The organism is Actinoallomurus sp. NPDC050550, from assembly GCF_040655075.1.
Classification (GTDB): Bacteria; Actinomycetota; Actinomycetes; order Streptosporangiales; family Streptosporangiaceae; genus Actinoallomurus.
Genome location: NZ_JBFAJC010000018.1, coordinates 37,681 through 56,521, shown reverse-complemented (window position 1 = coordinate 56,521; position 18,841 = coordinate 37,681). Strand labels below are relative to the sequence as shown.

Annotated in this window: 19 protein-coding genes; 13 read left to right on the top strand and 6 right to left on the bottom strand. The window is 71.3% G+C overall.

Features of this window, described 5'->3' with window-relative positions:
• Positions 1–13 precede the first annotated feature (13 nt).
• Both AB0I04_RS24555 and AB0I04_RS24550 read right to left on the bottom strand, forming a co-directional pair.
• The gene (locus AB0I04_RS24555; RefSeq protein ID WP_360888558.1) at positions 14–241 is read right to left on the bottom strand and encodes a DUF3073 domain-containing protein; all 228 of its coding nucleotides are present in this window, start codon (positions 239–241) and stop codon (positions 14–16) included.
• 236 nt (positions 242–477) lie between these two features.
• Entirely contained in the window at positions 478–1,545 is a 1,068-nt protein-coding gene (locus AB0I04_RS24550; protein WP_360888555.1) for a Glu/Leu/Phe/Val dehydrogenase dimerization domain-containing protein, read from the bottom strand.
• 354 nt (positions 1,546–1,899) lie between these two features.
• Here AB0I04_RS24550 and AB0I04_RS24545 point away from each other — a divergent pair, with 354 nt between their 5' ends.
• Together AB0I04_RS24545 and bldC are read left to right on the top strand one after the other, a co-directional pair.
• Complete coding sequence (locus AB0I04_RS24545) at positions 1,900–2,766, top strand: hypothetical protein (RefSeq protein ID WP_360888552.1); 867 nt, start codon at positions 1,900–1,902, stop codon at positions 2,764–2,766.
• A 306-nt stretch (positions 2,767–3,072) separates the two neighbouring features.
• On the top strand, positions 3,073–3,276 hold the full coding sequence (gene bldC / locus AB0I04_RS24540; protein ID WP_141956617.1) for a developmental transcriptional regulator BldC: 204 nt from the start codon (positions 3,073–3,075) through the stop codon (positions 3,274–3,276).
• Between the two features lie 311 nt (positions 3,277–3,587).
• Here the strand turns inward: bldC and AB0I04_RS24535 are convergent, their stop codons facing one another.
• Positions 3,588–4,289: a TetR/AcrR family transcriptional regulator gene (locus AB0I04_RS24535; protein WP_360888548.1), complete on the bottom strand. Its 702-nt coding sequence runs from the start codon at positions 4,287–4,289 to the stop codon at positions 3,588–3,590.
• Between the two features lie 226 nt (positions 4,290–4,515).
• On the opposite strand from AB0I04_RS24535, the gene AB0I04_RS24530 reads away from it, so the two are divergent.
• From AB0I04_RS24530 to AB0I04_RS24510, 5 genes are all read left to right on the top strand, one after another.
• On the top strand, positions 4,516–5,553 hold the full coding sequence (locus tag AB0I04_RS24530; RefSeq protein ID WP_360888545.1) for a LacI family DNA-binding transcriptional regulator: 1,038 nt from the start codon (positions 4,516–4,518) through the stop codon (positions 5,551–5,553).
• Between the two features lie 352 nt (positions 5,554–5,905).
• Positions 5,906–6,142, top strand: a complete 237-nt coding sequence (locus tag AB0I04_RS24525; RefSeq protein WP_360888543.1) for a hypothetical protein — start codon at positions 5,906–5,908, stop codon at positions 6,140–6,142.
• 114 nt (positions 6,143–6,256) lie between these two features.
• Complete coding sequence (locus AB0I04_RS24520) at positions 6,257–7,120, top strand: N-acetylmuramoyl-L-alanine amidase (RefSeq protein WP_360888541.1); 864 nt, start codon at positions 6,257–6,259, stop codon at positions 7,118–7,120.
• Positions 7,121–7,122: 2 nt separating this feature from the next.
• Positions 7,123–8,562, top strand: a complete 1,440-nt coding sequence (locus tag AB0I04_RS24515) for a class I SAM-dependent methyltransferase (RefSeq protein ID WP_360888539.1) — start codon at positions 7,123–7,125, stop codon at positions 8,560–8,562.
• Positions 8,563–8,564: 2 nt separating this feature from the next.
• Positions 8,565–9,659: a DUF711 family protein gene (locus AB0I04_RS24510; protein ID WP_360888536.1), complete on the top strand. Its 1,095-nt coding sequence runs from the start codon at positions 8,565–8,567 to the stop codon at positions 9,657–9,659.
• 218 nt (positions 9,660–9,877) lie between these two features.
• Here the strand turns inward: AB0I04_RS24510 and AB0I04_RS24505 are convergent, their stop codons facing one another.
• Positions 9,878–10,768 carry an alpha/beta fold hydrolase gene (locus tag AB0I04_RS24505; protein ID WP_360888534.1) on the bottom strand — a complete coding sequence of 297 codons (891 nt, stop codon included), beginning with the start codon at positions 10,766–10,768 and terminating at the stop codon, positions 9,878–9,880.
• Between the two features lie 88 nt (positions 10,769–10,856).
• Between AB0I04_RS24505 and AB0I04_RS24500 the strand changes: the two genes are divergently transcribed.
• Positions 10,857–11,348, top strand: a complete 492-nt coding sequence (locus AB0I04_RS24500) for a DUF523 domain-containing protein (protein WP_360888531.1) — start codon at positions 10,857–10,859, stop codon at positions 11,346–11,348.
• Between the two features lie 124 nt (positions 11,349–11,472).
• Positions 11,473–13,140, top strand: a complete 1,668-nt coding sequence (locus AB0I04_RS24495; RefSeq protein ID WP_360888528.1) for an MFS transporter — start codon at positions 11,473–11,475, stop codon at positions 13,138–13,140.
• Between the two features lie 129 nt (positions 13,141–13,269).
• Here the strand turns inward: AB0I04_RS24495 and AB0I04_RS24490 are convergent, their stop codons facing one another.
• A complete protein-coding gene (locus tag AB0I04_RS24490) occupies positions 13,270–13,911 on the bottom strand; it encodes a DUF1707 domain-containing protein (protein ID WP_360888525.1) in 642 nt (213 codons plus the stop codon).
• A 243-nt stretch (positions 13,912–14,154) separates the two neighbouring features.
• On the opposite strand from AB0I04_RS24490, the gene AB0I04_RS24485 reads away from it, so the two are divergent.
• Genes AB0I04_RS24485 through AB0I04_RS24475 form a run of 3 tightly spaced genes read left to right on the top strand, consistent with a single transcriptional unit; the run spans position 14,155 to position 16,508 of the window.
• Positions 14,155–14,922: a hypothetical protein gene (locus tag AB0I04_RS24485; protein ID WP_360888522.1), complete on the top strand. Its 768-nt coding sequence runs from the start codon at positions 14,155–14,157 to the stop codon at positions 14,920–14,922.
• Between the two features lie 43 nt (positions 14,923–14,965).
• Positions 14,966–15,682 carry a L,D-transpeptidase family protein gene (locus AB0I04_RS24480; protein WP_360888519.1) on the top strand — a complete coding sequence of 239 codons (717 nt, stop codon included), beginning with the start codon at positions 14,966–14,968 and terminating at the stop codon, positions 15,680–15,682.
• 58 nt (positions 15,683–15,740) lie between these two features.
• Positions 15,741–16,508: an arylamine N-acetyltransferase gene (locus tag AB0I04_RS24475; RefSeq protein WP_360888516.1), complete on the top strand. Its 768-nt coding sequence runs from the start codon at positions 15,741–15,743 to the stop codon at positions 16,506–16,508.
• Here AB0I04_RS24475 and AB0I04_RS24470 read toward each other — a convergent pair.
• A complete protein-coding gene (locus AB0I04_RS24470; protein ID WP_360888513.1) occupies positions 16,489–16,968 on the bottom strand; it encodes an SRPBCC family protein in 480 nt (159 codons plus the stop codon). The genes AB0I04_RS24475 and AB0I04_RS24470 overlap by 20 nt on opposite strands.
• 166 nt (positions 16,969–17,134) lie before the next feature.
• Here AB0I04_RS24470 and AB0I04_RS24465 point away from each other — a divergent pair, with 166 nt between their 5' ends.
• Positions 17,135–18,799 carry a carboxylesterase family protein gene (locus tag AB0I04_RS24465; protein WP_360888511.1) on the top strand — a complete coding sequence of 555 codons (1,665 nt, stop codon included), beginning with the start codon at positions 17,135–17,137 and terminating at the stop codon, positions 18,797–18,799.
• Positions 18,800–18,841: the final 42 nt, after the last annotated feature.

The window sequence follows — 18,841 nt, the reverse complement described above, 5'->3', positions numbered from 1 at the left end:
GCTGAGACGGCACTCAGCTCTTACCCGTGCCGTCCTTCTCGTCGTAGTCCTCGGCGTAGTCCGCATAGCGCGACGCGAGGTCTTCGTACGACGAATCGTCGTCGTAGGGGTCATGGTCATCCTGCGAGTTCTGGTTGACGCCCAGCTCACCGCGCAGGCGATCCAGGTCCGTTCCGCCGCTGTTGTACTTCAGCCGGCGAGCAACCTTGACCTGCTTGGCCTTGGCTCGGCCGCGCCCCATTGGCTCGACCCCCTCGATGGTCGGGGACCCGTCGTATCGGCCCCACTTACGCTCGCTTACGCACCCGCAACCGAGCGCGACGTCACCCCGCGCATCGGCTACGGATACAACCGTACCCGTTTTGCGCCCAGCTCGGTACGTCGTCTACACGGCGGCGGCTGGTCTAGAGCTTAGCCGACCATTCCGGTCGACGCTCCAGCGGCCTCCGGCAGAGGTAGATCCCCAGCGTGTGGCGATCATCGGGGGAGCAGGATCGTCCGCAGACGGCCGATTTCGGACATCCGTCGCTCGGCGAGCCGATCCGCCGCAACCGCGGGCGGCACGCCCTCGTCGGCGGCGATCGCGAAGATCCGCCGGGTCGTCTCGAAGATCCCGCTCGCCTTCTGCTTCGCCCGGTCGAAGTCGAAGCCCTCGATCTCGTCGGCGACCTGGATCACGCCGCCGGAGTTCACGACGTAGTCGGGCGCGTAGAGGACGCCCCGGTCGTCGAGCTGCTTCTCGATGCCCGGGTGGGCGAGCTGGTTGTTGGCCCCGCCGCATACGATCTTGGCGCGCAGCGTGGCGACCGTCTCGTCGTCGAGGGCCGCGCCGAGCGCGCACGGGGAGTAGACGTCGATGTCGGAGCCCGTGAGGCCCTCGTGGCCGTCGACCACGTCGACCTCCGGGTGCCGCGCCCGTACGCGCGCCACGGCGGCCGCACTCACGTCGGTGATCACCACGTCCGCGCCGTCCTCGCGCAGGTGCTCGACGAGCCGGTGGCCGACCTTGCCGACGCCCTCGACGCCGACGCGCCGGCCGCGCAGCGTGGGCGAGCCCCACACGCGCTCGGCCGCCGCCCGCATGCCCTGGAAGACCCCGTACGCGGTGAGGATCGAGGAGTCCCCGGCGCCGCCGTGCGCTACCGTACGGCCCGTCACGTAGTCGCACTCGCGCGCGATGACGTCCATGTCCTCGGAGAAGGTGCCCACGTCACAGGCCGTGAAGTAGCGGCCGTTCAGCGACTGCACGAACCGCCCGTACGCCCGGAGCAGCGCTTCGGACTTGTCCGTGGCGGGATCGCCGATGATGACCGCTTTGCCGCCTCCGAGGTCCAGGTCGGCCAGGGCGTTCTTGTAGGCCATGCCCTTGGACAGGTTGAGGACGTCGGCCAGGGCCTCATCCTCGGAGCCGTAGGGGTAGAAGCGGGTGCCGCCGAGCGCAGGGCCCAGGGCCGTCGAGTAGATGGCGATGATCGCCTTGAGGCCGCTGGTCTCGTCGTGACAGAAGACGACCTGTTCGTGGGGTGTGCCGAAGACCTTCGTCACTGTGGTGGCTCCTCTCTGAGCACACGCTGCCCGTGGCCGGGGTGAGGCACGAGCGGAATACCCGGCGCCGGCGGCGAAAACCGTGGATCGCACGGCCGTGACCGGCGCCGGGGCATGAGTCCGACAGGTTCAGGGTAGGCGTACCGGGGCCGGAGTGCAGGCAGCGGCACGACGGAACACCGAGCGAGCCGACGAGCGAGCGGAGTGGGCGGCTGAGGGACGATGCCGCCCGCGAAGTGAGTGAGGAGGCGAGGCCGGTGGGTAAGCGCGCGCTGGTGGGCACGTGAGGTCTCAGGAGGATCTCGGCGGCCCTGACGACGAGCGTTCTGCGCCGTGTCGTGTCACGATGCGATCGTGTTGCCTTACGCCGCCTACCTCCGGGTGTACGAACCGCTGGCCGCCTATCCCGAGCCGGAGCGCGCCCGGTGGTCGGCGTACGCCGAGTCGGAGGGTAGACCGCGGCGGGTCGGGGCGCTGGGCGTCGAGCATACTCGCGCGCTGTGGCGGATGATCGCGGTTCCGCCCATCGTCGCGCCGACGCGCGAGAGCGGCGACGCGTACGTCCGGCGTGTCGAGGGCGTGACGTATGTCTGTCCGTGGGAGACGCGTCTGCGGTCGTGGCTGGCGTTCGACCGGTTCCGGGCGGAGATGCCCGAGCGGCTGACGGGCGCGTTCGTGCCGCCCCGTGTGGCCGAGCAGGCGGAGACGGCGTTCGAGGGCTGGAAACGCGAGTCGGGGTCGCTGACCCCGCACATCCTGTCGAGCACCTGGCAGGTCCCGATGGCCTGGTTCCTGCCGTTCGTGGCCAAGGAGCGGTGGCTCGTGCTCGGCGGGCAGGCGGAGGCCGGATCCGGCGGCCCGACGACCGCCACACCGACCCGTACGCTGATCTACGTCACGCCGATGGCCCAGGCGCGGCGGCGTGTCGCGCGCGCCCGGGGCGTCTTGCGGCGCCAGGTGGGCGAGGGGTTCGAGCTCGGCGACGTCGAGTCGGTGGGCCGCTGGCTCGAAGAGTTTCATCCCCACTCTCTTGTGGAACTCGATTACGGCGGGTTGGTGCATCTGCTCGACGACGCGGCGTTGCGGGCCGACGAGTCGGTGGCGGAGATCGCCGCGGCCCTGATGGGGCTGGAGACCGGGCAGACCGAGGTCGCGGTCGCGATGCACAAGCGCGTGACCGCTCGGTGGCGGGTTGTACGAGCTCTCGAATCCGCCAACTGAGCAGGATTCCGTGCCTCCGAGACCAGGTCACACGTCGGCGGCAAGCCGTTCCATCGTGTGAAGTGAGCAAAATTAGCCGAATCACCGCGCGATGCGACTATACGTGTCGCTAGAATCACGCAGCGTGACTCGACCACCAAAAATCACAGAGTTGCTATCAGGGACTTGCCTGTTGCGCTCAGTGGTGGCATGGTTACGTCTTGTGATGTCAAAGTGGTCCATCCAGACCATAAGAGACATCAGTGGCACGCGCGAGGTTCAAACGCTGGATCGCTGTCATCGGTCCACGGAGGAGAGGCCGCACAAATGTCAGCTCGTACGCCAGAGGCCGAGCCCCTGCTGACGCCGGCAGAGGTGGCGACGATGTTCCGCGTCGACCCCAAGACCGTCACCCGTTGGGCGAAGGCCGGGAAGTTGACGTCAATCCGGACGCTGGGAGGACATCGGCGCTACCGCGAGGCCGAGGTCCGCGCTCTGCTGGGGGGGATCCCGCAGCAGCGGTCGGAGTAGTCGGAAGAGACCCCGATCAGTCGTCGGCGAGCCGCACGGACCCGTCGGCGACGGTTCGACTGGGGGGCGCATGGCCGGCAGGCGCCGGGCGTGTCGCATGAGCCGTGAGCTGGCGGGTCACCGCCGCTCGCGAAAGGTCGGGGAGATTCCGTGAGGTTCGAGCCGGTCCCGTTCCTTCGGGACCGTGCCGGGGGGTTGCACGGACTCCAGGTGATGGATGCCTCGCCCGAGACCGGGCGGGGCATCCACACTCATGAGTGTCACCGGGTGGCCGTGCCGCGGACGCGGCGCCCGTCAGGACACGGTGCCCGTCAGCCGGTCCGGGATTCCCGGGACAGGCGTTCGAACAACGCGGCCACCTCGGGGTCGTGCCGGGCGGCCACGTCCAGCAGCACGACGTGATGATCGACGAGCAGCCGTTCGAGCTCCTCGCGGGGTATGTCGCGGTGTTCGAGCCAGTCGAGGCCGGCCGTCTCCACGGAGGCCATCCACGAGCGCAGCGTGATGCGCAGGATGGGGCCCGGCTCCTCCACGCCGATGGCGGCGATGATCCGGCTCATCACGAGGCTGCGGATGCCCTCGATGACCTCACCGATCTCGCCGGTCCGGTACGCCGGACCGCCGCGCAACAGCGCGACGAACGCCGCGGCGTAGTGCTCGACGAAGTCGAAGTAGCGGTGCAGCGACACCGCCAGCAGCTCCAGGCCCCGGCCCTCCGTCGGCGGCTCGAGCAGGTCGTTCAGCTGCCGGGCGGCGGTGTGCAGGGCGGCGAGGTAGAGCTCCTGCTTGCCGCCGAAGTAGTGGTAGACCAGCGCGCGGGAGGCTCCGGCGGCGTCCGCGACGTCGTCGATCGAGATCTCCTCGGGCGGCCTGTCGCTGAACAGCTCGAGGGCGGCCGAGATCAGCTCCTCGCGGCGCTCATCAACGCTGAGGCGCCGCCTTCCCGGCCGTGCGCCGGAAGAACGCCTGGGCGGTCCCGCCTGGCCTTCCGGAGCGGTTGCGCGATCAGCCACATTGGAAGCGTATCGGAGCGAGCTTTCCGTGCGATGGTTCCCTCTCGAGCTGGTCAACGCACGGGCGCGACGTAGTGACCCGGCCCGAAATCCCTCTCGGGTATGCCCCTTACTCAGGGTCACGGGCGTCGGAGGCGATGTAAGGGCATCATGGCATCTCCTCCCTTGCGGCGGTCCGCCGGTATCTGTCCCTGATTCAGGCGGTCGCTGGGACAGGAGAACCCCCATGCCCGAGGACCCACGCCAGGAGGCGGCCGTGCCCAAGGTGCCGGCGGCGAAGCCGACGATCCGTAACGTGGCCGAGCGCGCCGGCGTATCGAAATCGCTGGTCTCTCTCGTCATGCGCGGGTCGCCGCACGTCAGCGAGGCCCGACGGCAGGCCGTGCTGAAGGCGGCCCGGGAGCTCGGGTACCGCCCTAACGCGGTCGCCCGCAGCCTGGTCGAGGGACGCACCCGACTGATCGGTGCGCTGGTCGCCGACCTGCACAACCCGTTCTTCGCCGAGTTCCTCGACGGGCTGCAGGAGAGCCTGCACGGCGCGGGACTGCGCATGCTGGTCGGCAGCGGCCGGTGGGACCCGCAGTTCGAGGCGGAGGCCGTCGAGGCGTTCCTGGAGATGCGCGTGGACGGGCTCGTCCTCCTCAGCGTCGTGCCGGACAGCCTGACCGAGACGGCGAAGAACGTCCCCGTCGTCGTCGTGGGCGAGCGCGACATCGAGGGTGTCGACATCGTCGTCGACGACGACGAGCTCGGCGCCCGGCTCGCGGTCGACCACCTCGTCGAACTGGGCCACCGCCGCATCGCCCACATCGAGGGCGCCCCCTCGACCACCGCGCACTACCGACGAGCAGGGTACGAATCGGCGATGCGCCGGCACGGCCTGGCCGACCGGATCGTCGTGGAGCCCGGCGACTTCACCGAAGAGGGCGGCTACCGCGCCGCCCGGAAGCTGCTCGCCCGGGACGAGCCCCCCACGGCGATCTTCGCACCGAACGACCTCGTCGCCACCGGAGTGCTGTCCGCCGCCGACGAACGCGGACTGCGCGTCCCCGCCGACATCTCCATCGTCGGATACGACAACACCCATCTGGCCGCCATCCGCCACATCGCCCTGACGAGCGTCGACCAGCCGCGCCGGGACATGGGCCGGGTCGCGGCCGAACGCCTCTGCGCCCGCATCGAGGACCCGTTCCGGCACCCCCGGCAGACCCTCGTCACACCCCACCTGGTCATCCGCTCGACCACCGGCCCCGCCCCCCGCTGAGGACCTGACACCACCTGGACACCGCTCGCTACGGACGGGGGCGTTGAGACGGGCCCTTGGATGCGCCCTGGCCTGCGCGTCGCGGCGTCGCGAGATCTACGTATGGCATCGCTGATCTACCTGGAGGGCTCGCCGGGTCCCGCCGGGGTCTCCGGTGGGTAAGGGCGTCGCCAAGGCTCGCCGAACCCCCGTACCGCGGAGGGACGCGGCCGCCTTAATGGGTGCGTGACCGGCCGCCCGGCGGGTCGCCATCGGGAGTGTCGCCGGCCCTACCGGGGGGAGGGCCGGGGTGCCGAGGCGGAGACCGCCGGGCGGCGGGCGGGGCAATTCGCCGAATCCTGGGAGCCGACAAGTGCGTGATCCGGAGTTGGTGTCATCCGCGCAGCGCGCGGCGAGTGAGCTGGAACGCGCGTGGTCGCAGTGGCGGCACGCCCGCGGGCTGATCGAGGAGGTCACCGAGTCCGTCGCCGGGTACGTGGCCCATTCGATCGACCACCCGTGGGGACGGCCCCGTGTGGTGCTCGGCCTGGACGCGGACGAGGCGCGGGCCCTCGCGGCCCTGCTCGGCAAGGAGAGCGTCGTCCGCTGACCCGCCCGATCGTGGCCGCCGTCGCGTGACTCAGCGCGGAGGGAGCGGCGGCGGCCACTCAGCGATTCCGGGGGAAGGCCACGGCATTACCCGGCGTTTGGCACACTGGGCGTGATGTGTTATTCCACGGTTCGCTCCGGCAGGGCGCTGAGCGCCCTGGTCATGACGGTGCTCGCGGGTGCGCTGGCCGCCTGTGGGACCGGGAGTTCGTCCTCGGCCTCGGCGGCTCCGCCGTCGGCCAAGGCGTCCTCCTCCCAGCCCGGCATCGCGCCCGGAGAGCCGTCGCCGGGCGGCGGGTCCCCGAGCAAGGCGTCCAAGGGCTCCCTCGCCGGGAAGGTCATCGTGGTCGACCCCGGCCACAACGGCGGTAACGCGAAGCACCCGGAGATCATCAACAAGAAGGTCAACGTCTACAACGGGTGGAAGGCCTGCAACACGACCGGCACCTCGACCGACGACAACTACAGCGAGCACGAATTCACCTGGGACGTCGCCAACCGTCTCGCCAAGATCCTGCGGGCGAAGGGCGCCAAGGTCGTGATGACCCGCTCCAACGACACCGGTGTCGGGCCGTGCGTCGACGAGCGCGCTCGGATCGGCAACCGCGCCCACGCCGACGCGGTCCTGGCCATCCACGGCGACGGCGCGCCCGCGAAGGGCCACGGTTTCCACATCATCGAGCCAGCGGTGATCAAGGGCCACAACGAGTCCATCATCGCGCCGTCCAAGCAGCTCGGCGGGGACATGCGCGACGCCTTCCACCAGGGCACCGGCATCCCGTTCTCCACCTACCTCGGCAAGAACGGCATCGACGTCCGCAGCGACCTCGGCGGGCTGAACGTCTCGACGCGGCCGGCGGTGTTCATCGAGTGCGGCAACATGCGCAACCCCGGTGACGCGGCGAAGATGAAGAGCCCGCAGGGCCGCCAGCAGATGGCCGAGGCCCTCGCCAACGGCTTCGTGAAGTACCTGGGCTGAGGATGTCCGTCGACCAGGGCGCCGCCGAGCGCGTGCGCGGGTTGTTCGAGCACGCCGACTACACCGTCGCCGGGGTCCGGCACCTGCTCGGCCCGGTCACCGGGGCGGCGCTGGCCCGCGACGAGATCGTCCCGGCCCTGCGGGCCACCCGGGGCGGCACGACCCTGGAGACGCTCGTCCGGTTGTTCTGGCTCCAGGTGCCGGTTCCGGAGTCGGCCCTGCCGTTCGAGGACCTGGCCGCCCTCGGCCTGGTCGAGCGGTCGGGCGGAGAGGTCCGTGCGCTCCTGCACGTCGAACCGGTGGAGTCCGCGTCCGGGGTGCCCGGTGACCCGCCGTCCGCCCGGGGGCACGTCGTCTCCGACCTGACGGCGCGGCCGGGCGGCGACCGGGTCCGTCCCGACCACGTCGTCGGCCAGGGCGGGGCGTCGGGCAACCTGGCGCAGCTGGTCCTCGGTGGTCCGGTGGGCGACGTCCTGGACCTGGGGACGGGATCCGGAGTGCAGGCCGTCCATCTCGCGGACCGGGCCGGGAGCATCACCGCCACCGACGTCAGCCCGCGCGCCCTCGACCTCGCCCGGCTGAGCTTCGCGCTGTCCGGGATCGAGGCCGAGCTGCTGGAGGGCTCGCTGTTCGAGCCCGTCGAGGGCCGGACGTTCGATCTCATCGTGTCCAACCCGCCGTTCGTGATCTCACCGGATCTCCGGTTCGAATACCGGGAGTCCGGGCTGCCGGGCGACGAGCTCTGCCGGCGGCTGGTCCGGCGGGCACCGGCCCACCTCGCGCCGGACGGCTGGTGCCACCTGCTCGCCAACTGGCTGCACGTCGAGGGCGAGGACTGGCGCGAACGCGTCGCCGACTGGATCGAGGGCGTCGACTGCTGGGTCGTCGAACGCGACGTCCAGGACCCCGCGGAGTACGCCGAGCTGTGGCTGCGCGACTCCCGGGACGCCGGTTCGGCGGAGTATCGGCGGCACTACGACGCCTGGCTCGACTACTTTGAGGCGAACAAGGTCACCGGCATCGGCTTCGGCTGGATCACCCTGCACAACTCCGGCGGCGAGGACGTCCGGGTCGAGGAGCTGCGGCACGCCGTCGACCAGCCGGTCGGCGCCTACGTCCGCGACGTCGTACGCGCCCGGCCGCGGCTCACCCCGGCGACCACGCTGCGCACCGTGCCGGGCATCGTGCAGGAGCAGATCGGCCCGCCCGGAGTGGAGGACCCCGAGCGGATCCTGCTCCGGCAGACCCGCGGGTTGCGCCGCGTCGCGCAGGTCGGCACGGTCGAGGCCGCGCTGGCCGGGGCCTGTGACGGCGACCTGCCCCTCGGCCCGCTGCTCGACGCGATCGCCCAGCTCACCGAGACCGAAACCGGAGCCGTACGGGACCGTGCCTTCGCGGTGCTGCCCGATCTCGTGGCCGACGGGTTCTTTGACATCATTTGAGCATGGTCCCGATCCGTACGCTCACGCTCGGGGTGCCCGAGCCGCACCCGCTGGCCGCGGACGTCGTCACGAAGGGCGCGGACGCGCTGCGCCGCGCGGAGGCCGTCTTCCGCCAGGCGGGTCACGAGGTGCAGACCCTCCGGCTGTCGACCCGTCCGGTGTTCGACGACATGACGCCGACCGTCGCGTACGCGCGTGACCTGCAGGCCGCGCTCGACGACGCCGGCCTGACGTACTGCTCGCTCGGCCCCGCGACGTCGGGCGTCGAGACGATCCCGGACCTGCTCATCGGGAACGACGCCCTGAACCTCACCGTCCGCCTCGACGGCAACACCTCGGCGGCCCGGCCCGCGGCGGAGGCGATGCTGCGGCTGGCGAACGAGACGGAGGAGGGCTTCGGCAACTTCCGGTTCGCGGCGCTGGCGTGCGTCCCGCCGGGCGGCCCGTTCTTCCCCGCCGCCTACCACGAGGGAGCGGCGAACCTTACGGTCGGCCTGCAGGGTGCGAGCATCGCGGTCGGCGCCGCCAAGGGCGGCCTGGACGGCCTGACCGAACGCCTCGCCGCGGCCCTCACCGAGGAGGCCGCTCCTGTCGTCCGCCTCGCCGAGCGGGTGGCGGCCGAGCTGGGGGTACGGTTCGGCGGCATCGACCTGTCCCCGGCCCCGAACGGCGCGGACAGCATCGGCGCGGCGTTCGAGGAGATCACCGGGGAGTTCGGCGCGCCGGGCACGCTCGCCGTCGCCGCCGCGCTGACCGCCGGGCTGCGCAGCACCGGCCTGCCGACCTGCGGCTACAACGGGTTGATGCTGCCCGTGATGGAGGACGTCGTCCTCGCCCGGCGCTGGGAGGAGGGCCGGATCGGCCTGCACGACCTGCTGGCGTACTCCTCGGTCTGCGGCACCGGCCTGGACACCGTGCCGCTGCCGGGCGACTCCTCGCCCGACGCCCTCGCCCGGCTGCTCCTGGACGTCACCGCGCTGGCCGTACGCCTCGGCAAGCCGCTGTCCGCGCGGCTGTTCCCGGTTCCGGGCACGCGCGCCGGCGACCGTACCGCTTTCACCTCCGAGTACCTGACGAACACCACGGCCCGCTGGTGACCACTGCCCCGCCCCGGCGCGCGCTGCGGCGGTGACCTGCGGGGGCGTGCGGTCGCGCTCAGGTGGGGACGCCCCGGCGGGCGTACGGCGAGCGGCACCGCTGGGGGGCGTACGGCCTGCGGCCAGGCGCGCTCGGGGCGTACGGTCGGCCGTCAGGCGAACTGGCGCTCCGGAGGGTGCTCGGCGGACGGCTCCGCGCGGGGGCGTTCCGTCGGCGGTCAGGTGGTGACGCGCCCGATGGCCTCCAGGGTCGTGGCGACGTACGTCTCGGGGTCGGCGAGGAACACGTCGTGGTCGTCGTCGATCTCGAGTACCTCGGCGTCCAGCAGCCGTGCCATCTCACGCTGGTCGGCGGGCGGCACCGCGCGGTCCTGGGTCGTCACCACGACGGCGGTGGGCAGGCCGGCGACCAGGGGAGCGAGCGGGCGGAAGTCGAACTCGTACTCGGCCAGCATGGTGTCCACGATCGCGCGCGGATGCGCCCGTACGAGCTCCCGGCGCAGCCAGGGCCACAGTCGCTCGGTCTCCGCGCTGCGCTTGCGCGTGTCGCTGAAGTAGCGCAGTGGGGCGGAACGGCCGATGTCGAAACGCGTCAGCGGCCGGGCGGCCTTCAGCAGGGGCCGGGTCACCCGGTCGGTGGGGCTGTCGAAGCGCAGGGCCGTGGACTGCAGCACGAGACCGGCGACGCGGTCCGGGTGGCGCCGCGCGAGTTCGAGTCCCACCGGGCCGCCGAGGGAGAAGCCGCACACGACGACCTCCTCGATCCCCAGCGCGTCCAGCAGAGCGGCATGGTCGTCCGCCGCCGCGTCGACGCGGAACTTCCCCGGTCGGCTCGGCCCTCGCCCGTGCCCGTGGTGGTCCATCGCCACCATGCCCTGGGACAGGTGCGGCATGAGATGGCAGAAGTTGACGTCGGCCGTCAGCGCCCAGCCGTGCAGGAGGAGGACGGGCGCCGGGCCCTCGACGACCCGTACGGTGACCTCGCCGCGCCGGGGCAGCTGGACGACCCGCGAGGGCGGGAGAGGAGGCTCGACGACGGCCTCATCGACCCTGCCGACCCTGCGGACGAAGGAGAGTCCCCGCCGGAGATCCGCCTGCATCGAACTCATGATCGCAAGCTTGGCAGAACCAGGTGACGACGAGGTATGAGACCGTGGTCACATCCGTGTATTCCTGGGTTGACCTACGCTTAACGTGATGGAACGCATCCTCGTCAGTGCCTGTCTCCTGGGTCGGCCGGTGCGGTACGACGGCACCGGCAAGCGCAGTAACCACCGCATGTTCGAGCGGTGGCGCGCTGAGGGGCGTCTCGTGCCGGTCTGCCCCGAGGTGCACGGCGGGCTGCCGGTGCCGCGTCCGCCCGCGGAGATCCGCGGCGGCCTCGGCGGCGACGTCCTGGACGGGCGGGCCCGGGTGGTGACCCGCGGCGGCGAGGACGTCACGACCTACTTCCTCGAGGGCGCGCGGCAGGCCCTCGAGCAGGCGCGCGCGAATGGCGTGCGCATGGCGATCCTCAAGGAGAGCAGCCCGTCCTGCGGCGTCGGGCGGATCTACGACGGCACCTTCAGCGGCGCCGCCGTTCCGGGGGAAGGCGTGACGACCGCCCTGCTCGAACGCCATGGGATCGCGGTGTTCGCCGAGGACGCCATCGACGCCGCAGCCGCTCACCTGGCCGAACTCGAAGCCTGAGCCGCTCCCACCACGCACCCCGACCGGATCCTGAACCGGAAAACGCGATATGTCTTGATCTCGATCGAGACGCGATATATCTTCTCGGAAAACGAGTAGAACTTGAAATGGAGATGGAGGAGGCATGACCACGATCGACGAGTCCCAGGCCGGGACCGCCGGCACGACGGCGTACCGATGGCGCTGGGCAGCGCTCTTCGTCCTGCTGGCAGCCGAGGTCATGGACATGCTCGACGCCATGATCACGAGCATCGCGGCGCCGTCGATCCGGGCTGACATCGGAGGCGGCGTCAGCACGGTGCAGTGGCTCGGCGCCGCCTACACCCTCGCCATGGCGATCGGCCTGCTCACCGGCGGGCGGCTGGGCGACGTCGTCGGGCGCAAACGGATGTTCCTGATCGGTGCGCTCGGCTTCACGGCCGGCTCGCTGCTGTGCGCGCTGGCGCAGTCGCCGGAGACGCTGGTCGCCTTCCGCGGGCTGCAGGGGCTGTTCGGGGCGATCATGCTCCCGCAGGGCCTCGGCATGATCAAGGAGATGTTCGCCGAGGAGGAGATGTCCAAGGCGTTCAGCATGTTCGGCCCGGTCATGGGCCTGTCATCGGTCGGCGGGCCGATCCTCGCCGGCTGGCTGATCGACGCCGACTTCTTCGGCACCGGCTGGCGGATGATCTTCCTCATCAATCTGCCGCTCGGGCTCCTGGCCTTCGTCGGCGGGCTGCGGTTCCTGCCCGAGTCCCGGTCGGCGCAACCGCCCAGGCTGGACCTCGTCGGCGTGGTGTTCGCCGGAGCGGCGTCCGTGCTCCTCGTCTATCCGCTGCTGCAGGGCCGCGAGCTCGGCTGGCCGGCGTGGACGTTCCTCATGCTCGCGGCCGGGGTCGCCGTCTTCGGCCTCTTCGGGTGGTACGAAGGCCGCAGGCAGCGCGCGGGCGGCGATCCGCTCATCGTGCCGAGCCTGTTCCGCAAGCGCGGCTTCACGGGCGGGCTGATCGTCGGGATCGTGTTCTTCTCCGGGATAGCCGGGTTCTCTCTTGTCTTCAGCCTCTTCCTGCAGATCGGTCTCGGCTACTCGCCGCTGCGGGCGGGCCTGGCCACCGTGCCGTGGTCGGTCGGCGTCGTCATCGGGTTCGGCGTCGTCCAGGCTGTGCAGCGGTTCGGTCGTCTGGTCATCCACGTCGGCGCGCTCGTGATGGCGCTCGGTGTCGTGGGCATCATCCTGACCCTGCGCCTGGCGGGCGCCGATGTCAGCCCCTGGGAGCTCATCCCCGCTCTCATCGTGACCGGCACCGGCATGGGCCTGCTGATGGGGCCGTTCTTCGAGATCGTCCTCGCCGGGGTCGAGCAGCACGAGACCGGCTCGGCGTCCGGCGCGCTCACCTCCATCCAGCAGCTCGGCAGCTCGCTCGGCGTCGCCGTGCTCGGCACCATCTTCTTCGGCATTCTCGGCGGCCAGGTCGCCGCCGCGACGGACACGGTGGCGCCGAAGGCGTTCGCCGCGGCCGGGGTCTCCGGCCCGCAGCGGGACCGGCTCGTCACCGCGCTGCGCGACTGCGGACACGACCGGGCGGTGGCCAAGGACGCGGAGTCCGTCCCGGCGTCCTGCCTCCGTGCCGAGGGGCAGGTGCGCGCGGCCGGCGTACCGGCGCAGGGGGCGTCCGCCGAGATCGGGCGGACGGCGCTGCGGAAGGGGTTCACCGAGGCGATGAAGCTGACGCTGTGGGTGGAGGCCGGCCTGCTCGGCCTGACCTTCCTCGCGGTGTTCCTGCTACCGAGGCACGCGCGTCCGCAGGAGTGAGTCATCGGTGCTCGGTGAAGGCCGCCGCGAAAGCGGGCCTTCACCGAGCACCGCGTACGGGACCTGCCGGGCGGCCCGGCTCCGCCGGGCCGCCCGGGGGCCGGCCGGCCGGAGCCGGGCGCGCCGGGCTCAGTCCTCGATGGAACGCCGTTCGGCGTCGCGTTCCTCCAGCTTGCGGCGCCGCCGCTCGGCATCGGTCGCCTTGCGCGTCACGCCGACCCCGCCCCAGAACGCGAACCCGGTGATGATGATCTTCGGTGCCCCCGCGGCGCCCACGCCGCTCGCACGGTGGTCGAAGCCGCCCATGATGCCGATGCCGTTCACGTGGACCTCGGCGTCCTCCGGGACGATGATCTCCATGCCGCCCATCACGGCGAACGCCCGGATCGTCACCTGCCGGGACTCGAACCGCGCCTCGCGCAGGTCCAGCTGCCCGCCGCCCCAGAACGCCACGGCGGTGAGCTCTTCGGGAACGACCCAAGCGCCCTTGCGCTGGAAGCCGCTCATGATCCCGAGGAACGTCCGCGATCCGGGCGTGCCTCCGAACCGGTCGCCCTGGGCGACGGCCGGCCGGGTCGTGGGTTCCGGCAGGTCACGGGTGATGGGCTCGAGCTCGCCGTACGTCTTCGCCGCGTAGACTGCCGTGAGACGTTCGTCGAGCTCCTCGAAGTCCAGCCGGCCCTCTCCCGCCGCCTCACGCAGGATCGCGGCGACCTGGTCGCGCTCGGCGTCGGAGATGCGCATCTCGCGCCGCTCCGGAAGATTCGTCATGACCACACCCTAGATCGCCCGCCCGCTGATCCGTAGGCTCACAAGGTTTCTTAGGGATTCGCGATGTTGAGTAGCGGTCGCTAGAGATGGCGAAGGCGGGGTGCACGCGATGGCGCGTCGCCGATGGGCGGTCGACGCCCTGATGGGCTGACCTCGCTCGAATTTTCGAATCACCAAGCGGATTGCGGATACGGATCGCTACTGTGCGTACATGTTTGGTCGCGTGTCATCCGGTCGTGTCGCATGAGCGGCAAGCTTGCGCTGGCCGCAGGTCAGGTGGCCCAGACCGCGACCGCCCACGCGCTGCTGCGTGGCGGCGTGGATGAGCGGACCGGTGAGGCCCTGACGGCTCGGGTGGTGGCCGAGCGGGTGGGCTGGGCCGCGGACCTGGTCGCTGGGATGACCACCGACCTGCTGGCCGAGCATTGGAACGCTGGTGACGTGTCCGTGCTGGCCGGCGGGGCGGATGGCGCGGGCCGTGTCTTGCCGTCGAATGGGTGGATGGCGTTGCGCCGGTTGGGCTGGGGCGTGAGGGTCCTCGACGGGGTGCGGGTCAATGACCGGATCGTGCGGATGGCTCAAGAACAAGCCGGGCGGACCCTGCGTGGTGCGCAGCACCGCGCCCAGATGGTGGCCGGGATCCTCAACACCTGGCCTGCCGATTCGGACAAGCGCACGCCGGCCGAATGGGACGCCGTCCGCGAGGCGATCCCCGACGGCCGGTCCCGGCCTAGCGGCGTGATCAGGGCACGCACCCGACAGGTCACCGCGTTCGTTGCCAGGCATGGGCGGTTTCCGGTCGATGTATTCGAACTGGAGGAGGTGCCGCGCGCGGCGCGGATGTGGGCGTGCACACGATCAGCTCAACCACCCCCAACAGCCGGAACCAGCCACGGCACCGGCCCAAAGGAGCGGCACTGGGCGCAGGCTTCCACTTGCACGCCCACGCCACCCCACCCAGGTGGGCAGATCCCCCAGTCACAACACTCCAATGTGACTACGGGTCCTTAAGCTGACCAGAGACGCTTGCCGTCGGCAACTAGGCTGATTTCTTGTGAAAAAGCAACGAACCGTCGTTCTCGCGTCGATCGCCCTCGCGGGCGGGGTCACGCTCACCGCGCTCGCGCCCGTCGCCGCCCAGGCCGCCACCTTCAACCCGTGCTCGGCCGCGAACCACGGCAGGCTGAAGTACCCCACCGGGTCGGCCAAGCACGTGGTGTTCGCGATCTCCTCCGCGTACTCCTCGAACCACGTCGTGGTCACCGAGTGCGTCAAGCAGGGGAAGTCCTGGAAGAAGGTCAGCGCCACCACGGGGCGCGCGGGGACGAAGGCCTTCGCCCGGCCGGGCGCCAAGCGGGAGGGCGACGGCAAGTCGCCGACCGGCTCCTTCACGCTCACCGAGGCGTTCGGCCTCGGCAACCCCGGCACCAAGCTGAAGTACCGCACGCTGCGCGGCAGCGGCGACTGCTGGGGATCGACGCCGGGCAAGAGCCACTACAACGACTATTACTCGGCGTCCCCGTGCCGCTCGACGGACGAGGACCTGTCGGCCACCGCGCGTCGCGGGCCGTACCACCAGGCGGTCGTGATCAACTACAACCGGCCGAACCCCAAGTCGGGGTACGGCTCCGCGATCTTCTTCCACGTCGGCGGTGTCACGCCGACCGCGGGATGCATCTCGATCAAGGAGCCGCAGCTGCGCGCCGTCATGCGCACCCTCGTCCCCAACGACCGGATGATCATGGGTCCGAAGAGCGCGCTGTTCCGCTGAAAGCCCTACGACCCACGGCCGATGGCGGGGTGCCGTCTCGGCGTGGATGAATGAGGGCATGGACGAAACCCGGGTTAAGGCCTACCTGGCGCGAATCGGCGCGGAGCGGCCCGCGCGGCCCGACGCCGCGGCACTGCGCGATCTGCATCTGCGCCACCTGCGCACCGTGCCGTTCGAGAACCTCGCCATCCACCTGGGCGAGGACATCGTCCTCGACGAGGAGGCCCTGGTCGCCAAGGTGGTCGACCGGAACCGGGGCGGGTTCTGCTACGAACTCAACGGGGCCTTCGGGGCGCTGCTGTCGGGGCTCGGCTACGACGTCACCCTGCTGGCCGCGCGGGTGTTCGGCGATGACGGCCTCGGCATCCCGTACGACCACATGGCGTTGCGGGTCGGGCCCTGGCTGGCCGACGTCGGGTTCGGCAGCCACTCCCACCATCCCCTGCGGATCGACGAGCGCGGCGACCAGGCCGATCCGGCAGGCGTCTTCCGGATCGTCGACACCCCCGACGGCGACCTCGACGTGCTGCAGAACGGCAGGCCGGTGTACCGCCTGGAGACGCGGGCGCGCACGCTCCGGGACTTCGTCGCGGGCTGCTGGTGGCACCGGACGTCACCGGAGTCGCACTTCACCCGGTCCCTCGTGTGCTCGATGCTCACCGAGACGGGCCGGATCACGCTCAGCGGCCGCACCCTCACCCGTACGGTCGGCGAGGAGCGCACGAAACGGGAGCTCGGCGACGACGCCGAGGTGCTCGCCGCCTACCGCACCCACTTCGGCATCGAGCTCGACCGTGTCCCCGAGGTCAGGAGTCCGGTGTCCTGAGCGCGTCCTGGCGTTCGGCCGCTCGTACGAGCCGGCGGGTGAGGGAGCGGACGATCGCCAGCATCACCCGCTCGGCCAGTGGGCCGGTGCCGGGGATCAGCTCGGTGAACGTCCCCTGCCAGACGACGTCAGTACCGCCGCCGTCGCGGGGCTCGAACCGTACCTCCGCCCGGTAGTCGCGGACCGGCATGGGCGTGCGCATGGCGTAGCCGTGCAACCGGTCCTGCTCGTAGGCGATCGTCTCCTCGCGGACCACGACCGGCCACAGGCCGAGGCGCCGGACCGCGCCGATCCCCCCGGGCGGCGGGTCGCCCTGCCGCTCCCACCACGACCGGGGCGCGAACAGGCCGGCCCACTCCGACCAGCGGGCGCCGTCCGCCGCCAGCCGGAAGAGTGTCGCGGCATCCGCCCGGCTGTGCGCCGTCGCCCTGACCGAGAACCTTCGCCCGTCGCGCGCCATACCGACCTCCCGGGGTGTCGCCCCCCACGATCTCGCGACACGCCGTCGCACACCAGGGCGTGTCCGATGTGTCCCTGCCCGCGTGGGGTCCGCGCTGACAGTGCGGCGCGCCGGCTGTCAGCGGACGGTCCGTGGTCGGTCAGCGCCGTCGCCCAGTCTTCCGAGCATGACGACGAACGAGAACATGCGGAACGCGGCCAGGATCGGAATGGCGGCATCGGCCGGCGTGCTGGCGGCGGCGCTCACGGCGGCGCCGGCCCTGGCCGCCGGGAGCCCGCGGACGGCGGAGGACGGACGGCTCGTTACCACGACGTCCGGCCCGGTGCTGGGCACGGTCGGATCGGACGTGCGGGAGTTCTCCGGCATCCCGTACGCGGCGCCCCCGGTCGGCGCGCTGCGGTGGACGCCGCCTCGGCCGGCGACCCCCTGGTCACAGCCGAGGGACGCGACGAAGCCGGGCCCGGTGTGCGCCCAGGGCCCGTACAACAAGCCGGTGGGCAGCACGGTCAGCGAGGACTGCCTGACCCTCAACGTCACCACGCCGCGCGACGCCTCGGCGGTTCGCCAGAAGCCGGTGATGGTGTTCCTGCACGGCGGTGACCTGACGACGGGGTCGGGCAGCCAGTTCGAGCCGCGCCGGATGGCGGCGCAGGGCGACGTCGTGGTGGTCACGGTCAACTACCGGCTCGGGATCTTCGGGTTCTTCGGTCACGCGGGGCTGCCCGGGTCGGGCACGTTCGGGCTGCAGGACCAGCAGGCGGCGCTGCGCTGGATCCGGCGGAACGCCGCCGCCTTCGGCGGAGACGCCCGCAACGTCACGCTCTTCGGCCAGTCCGCCGGAGCGAAGAGCACGTGCGCGCAGCTGACCTCGCCGGTCGCGAAAGGTCTGTTCGGCAAGGTCATCATCCAGAGTGCGAGCTGCGGCAGCTTCACCCCCACCCTCTACCCGGGACAGCCGGCTCCGACGACGACGGATTCGACCAAGTGGCGGTCGCTCACGGAGGTCGACGCGCAGGGCGGCGCGCTGTCCAAGACCCTGGGCTGCGAGGACCAGGCGGACGCGATCGCCTGCCTGCGCGGACTCGGCATGGACCGGCTCCTGGCGCACACCGAGGAGTTCGGCGGCGCGGCGTACGGCACGCCGACCCTGCCGCGGGATCCGGAGGCGGCCATCCGCGCAGGGAGGTTCACCAAGGTGCCGGTCGTCATCGGCCACACCCGCGACGAGGGGCGCATGGTCACCGCCGCCCTGGTAAACCCGGCGATCGGCGGAACGCCGATGACCGAGCAACGGTACGTCGAGCTCACCGACCAGGCGTACGGGGCGCGGGCGGCCGAGGTGCGCCGCCACTACCCGCCGTCCGCCTACACCGCCGCGGGCGCCCAGTGGGCGCCGGCCCTGGCCTGGGCGGCGATCGAGACCGACCGGACCACCGTCTGCCCGGTCCTGCGCGACGCGGACGCCATCGCGCGCCGTACGCCGGTGCACGCGTACGAGTTCGCCGACCCGGACGCGCCGACCTGGACGGCCTTCCCCGCCGGATTCCCGGCCGGTGCCTCGCACATCTCCGACCTGACCTTCCTGTTCGACGTGAACCGGCCGGACGGCACCCCGGTCACCCTGTCCGCCGCCCAGCGGAGCCTCGCGGCGACGATGATCGGCTACTGGACGGCCTTCGCCCACGGCGGCACGCCGGTCGCCGACCGTGCCCCCGGCTGGCCGGCGTACGCGCCCGGCGCGCGCCACGTCCAGACGCTGGCACCGGCCCGCATCGGCGGGGTCGACGACGCCACCGAGCACCAGTGCGCCTTCTGGAAGAACGCCCGCTAGGACACAGCTCCCGGCGTACGGCCCCGGCACCGCGACGGTGCC

What these genes read in the sequence shown, in the direction of transcription:
- AB0I04_RS24555 (WP_360888558.1), bottom strand. Translation starts at nt 241, where the DNA reads ATGGGGCGCGGCCGAGCCAAGGCCAAGCAGGTCAAGGTTGCTCGCCGG.
- bldC (WP_141956617.1), top strand. Translation starts at nt 3,073, where the DNA reads ATGTCAGCTCGTACGCCAGAGGCCGAGCCCCTGCTGACGCCGGCAGAG.
- AB0I04_RS24530 (WP_360888545.1), top strand. Translation starts at nt 4,516, where the DNA reads ATGCCCGAGGACCCACGCCAGGAGGCGGCCGTGCCCAAGGTGCCGGCG.
- AB0I04_RS24520 (WP_360888541.1), top strand. Translation starts at nt 6,257, where the DNA reads ATGTGTTATTCCACGGTTCGCTCCGGCAGGGCGCTGAGCGCCCTGGTC.
- AB0I04_RS24515 (WP_360888539.1), top strand. Translation starts at nt 7,123, where the DNA reads ATGTCCGTCGACCAGGGCGCCGCCGAGCGCGTGCGCGGGTTGTTCGAG.
- AB0I04_RS24510 (WP_360888536.1), top strand. Translation starts at nt 8,565, where the DNA reads ATGGTCCCGATCCGTACGCTCACGCTCGGGGTGCCCGAGCCGCACCCG.
- AB0I04_RS24505 (WP_360888534.1), bottom strand. Translation starts at nt 10,768, where the DNA reads ATGAGTTCGATGCAGGCGGATCTCCGGCGGGGACTCTCCTTCGTCCGC.
- AB0I04_RS24500 (WP_360888531.1), top strand. Translation starts at nt 10,857, where the DNA reads ATGGAACGCATCCTCGTCAGTGCCTGTCTCCTGGGTCGGCCGGTGCGG.
- AB0I04_RS24495 (WP_360888528.1), top strand. Translation starts at nt 11,473, where the DNA reads ATGACCACGATCGACGAGTCCCAGGCCGGGACCGCCGGCACGACGGCG.
- AB0I04_RS24490 (WP_360888525.1), bottom strand. Translation starts at nt 13,911, where the DNA reads ATGACGAATCTTCCGGAGCGGCGCGAGATGCGCATCTCCGACGCCGAG.
- AB0I04_RS24485 (WP_360888522.1), top strand. Translation starts at nt 14,155, where the DNA reads ATGAGCGGCAAGCTTGCGCTGGCCGCAGGTCAGGTGGCCCAGACCGCG.
- AB0I04_RS24475 (WP_360888516.1), top strand. Translation starts at nt 15,741, where the DNA reads ATGGACGAAACCCGGGTTAAGGCCTACCTGGCGCGAATCGGCGCGGAG.
- AB0I04_RS24470 (WP_360888513.1), bottom strand. Translation starts at nt 16,968, where the DNA reads ATGGCGCGCGACGGGCGAAGGTTCTCGGTCAGGGCGACGGCGCACAGC.
- AB0I04_RS24465 (WP_360888511.1), top strand. Translation starts at nt 17,135, where the DNA reads ATGACGACGAACGAGAACATGCGGAACGCGGCCAGGATCGGAATGGCG.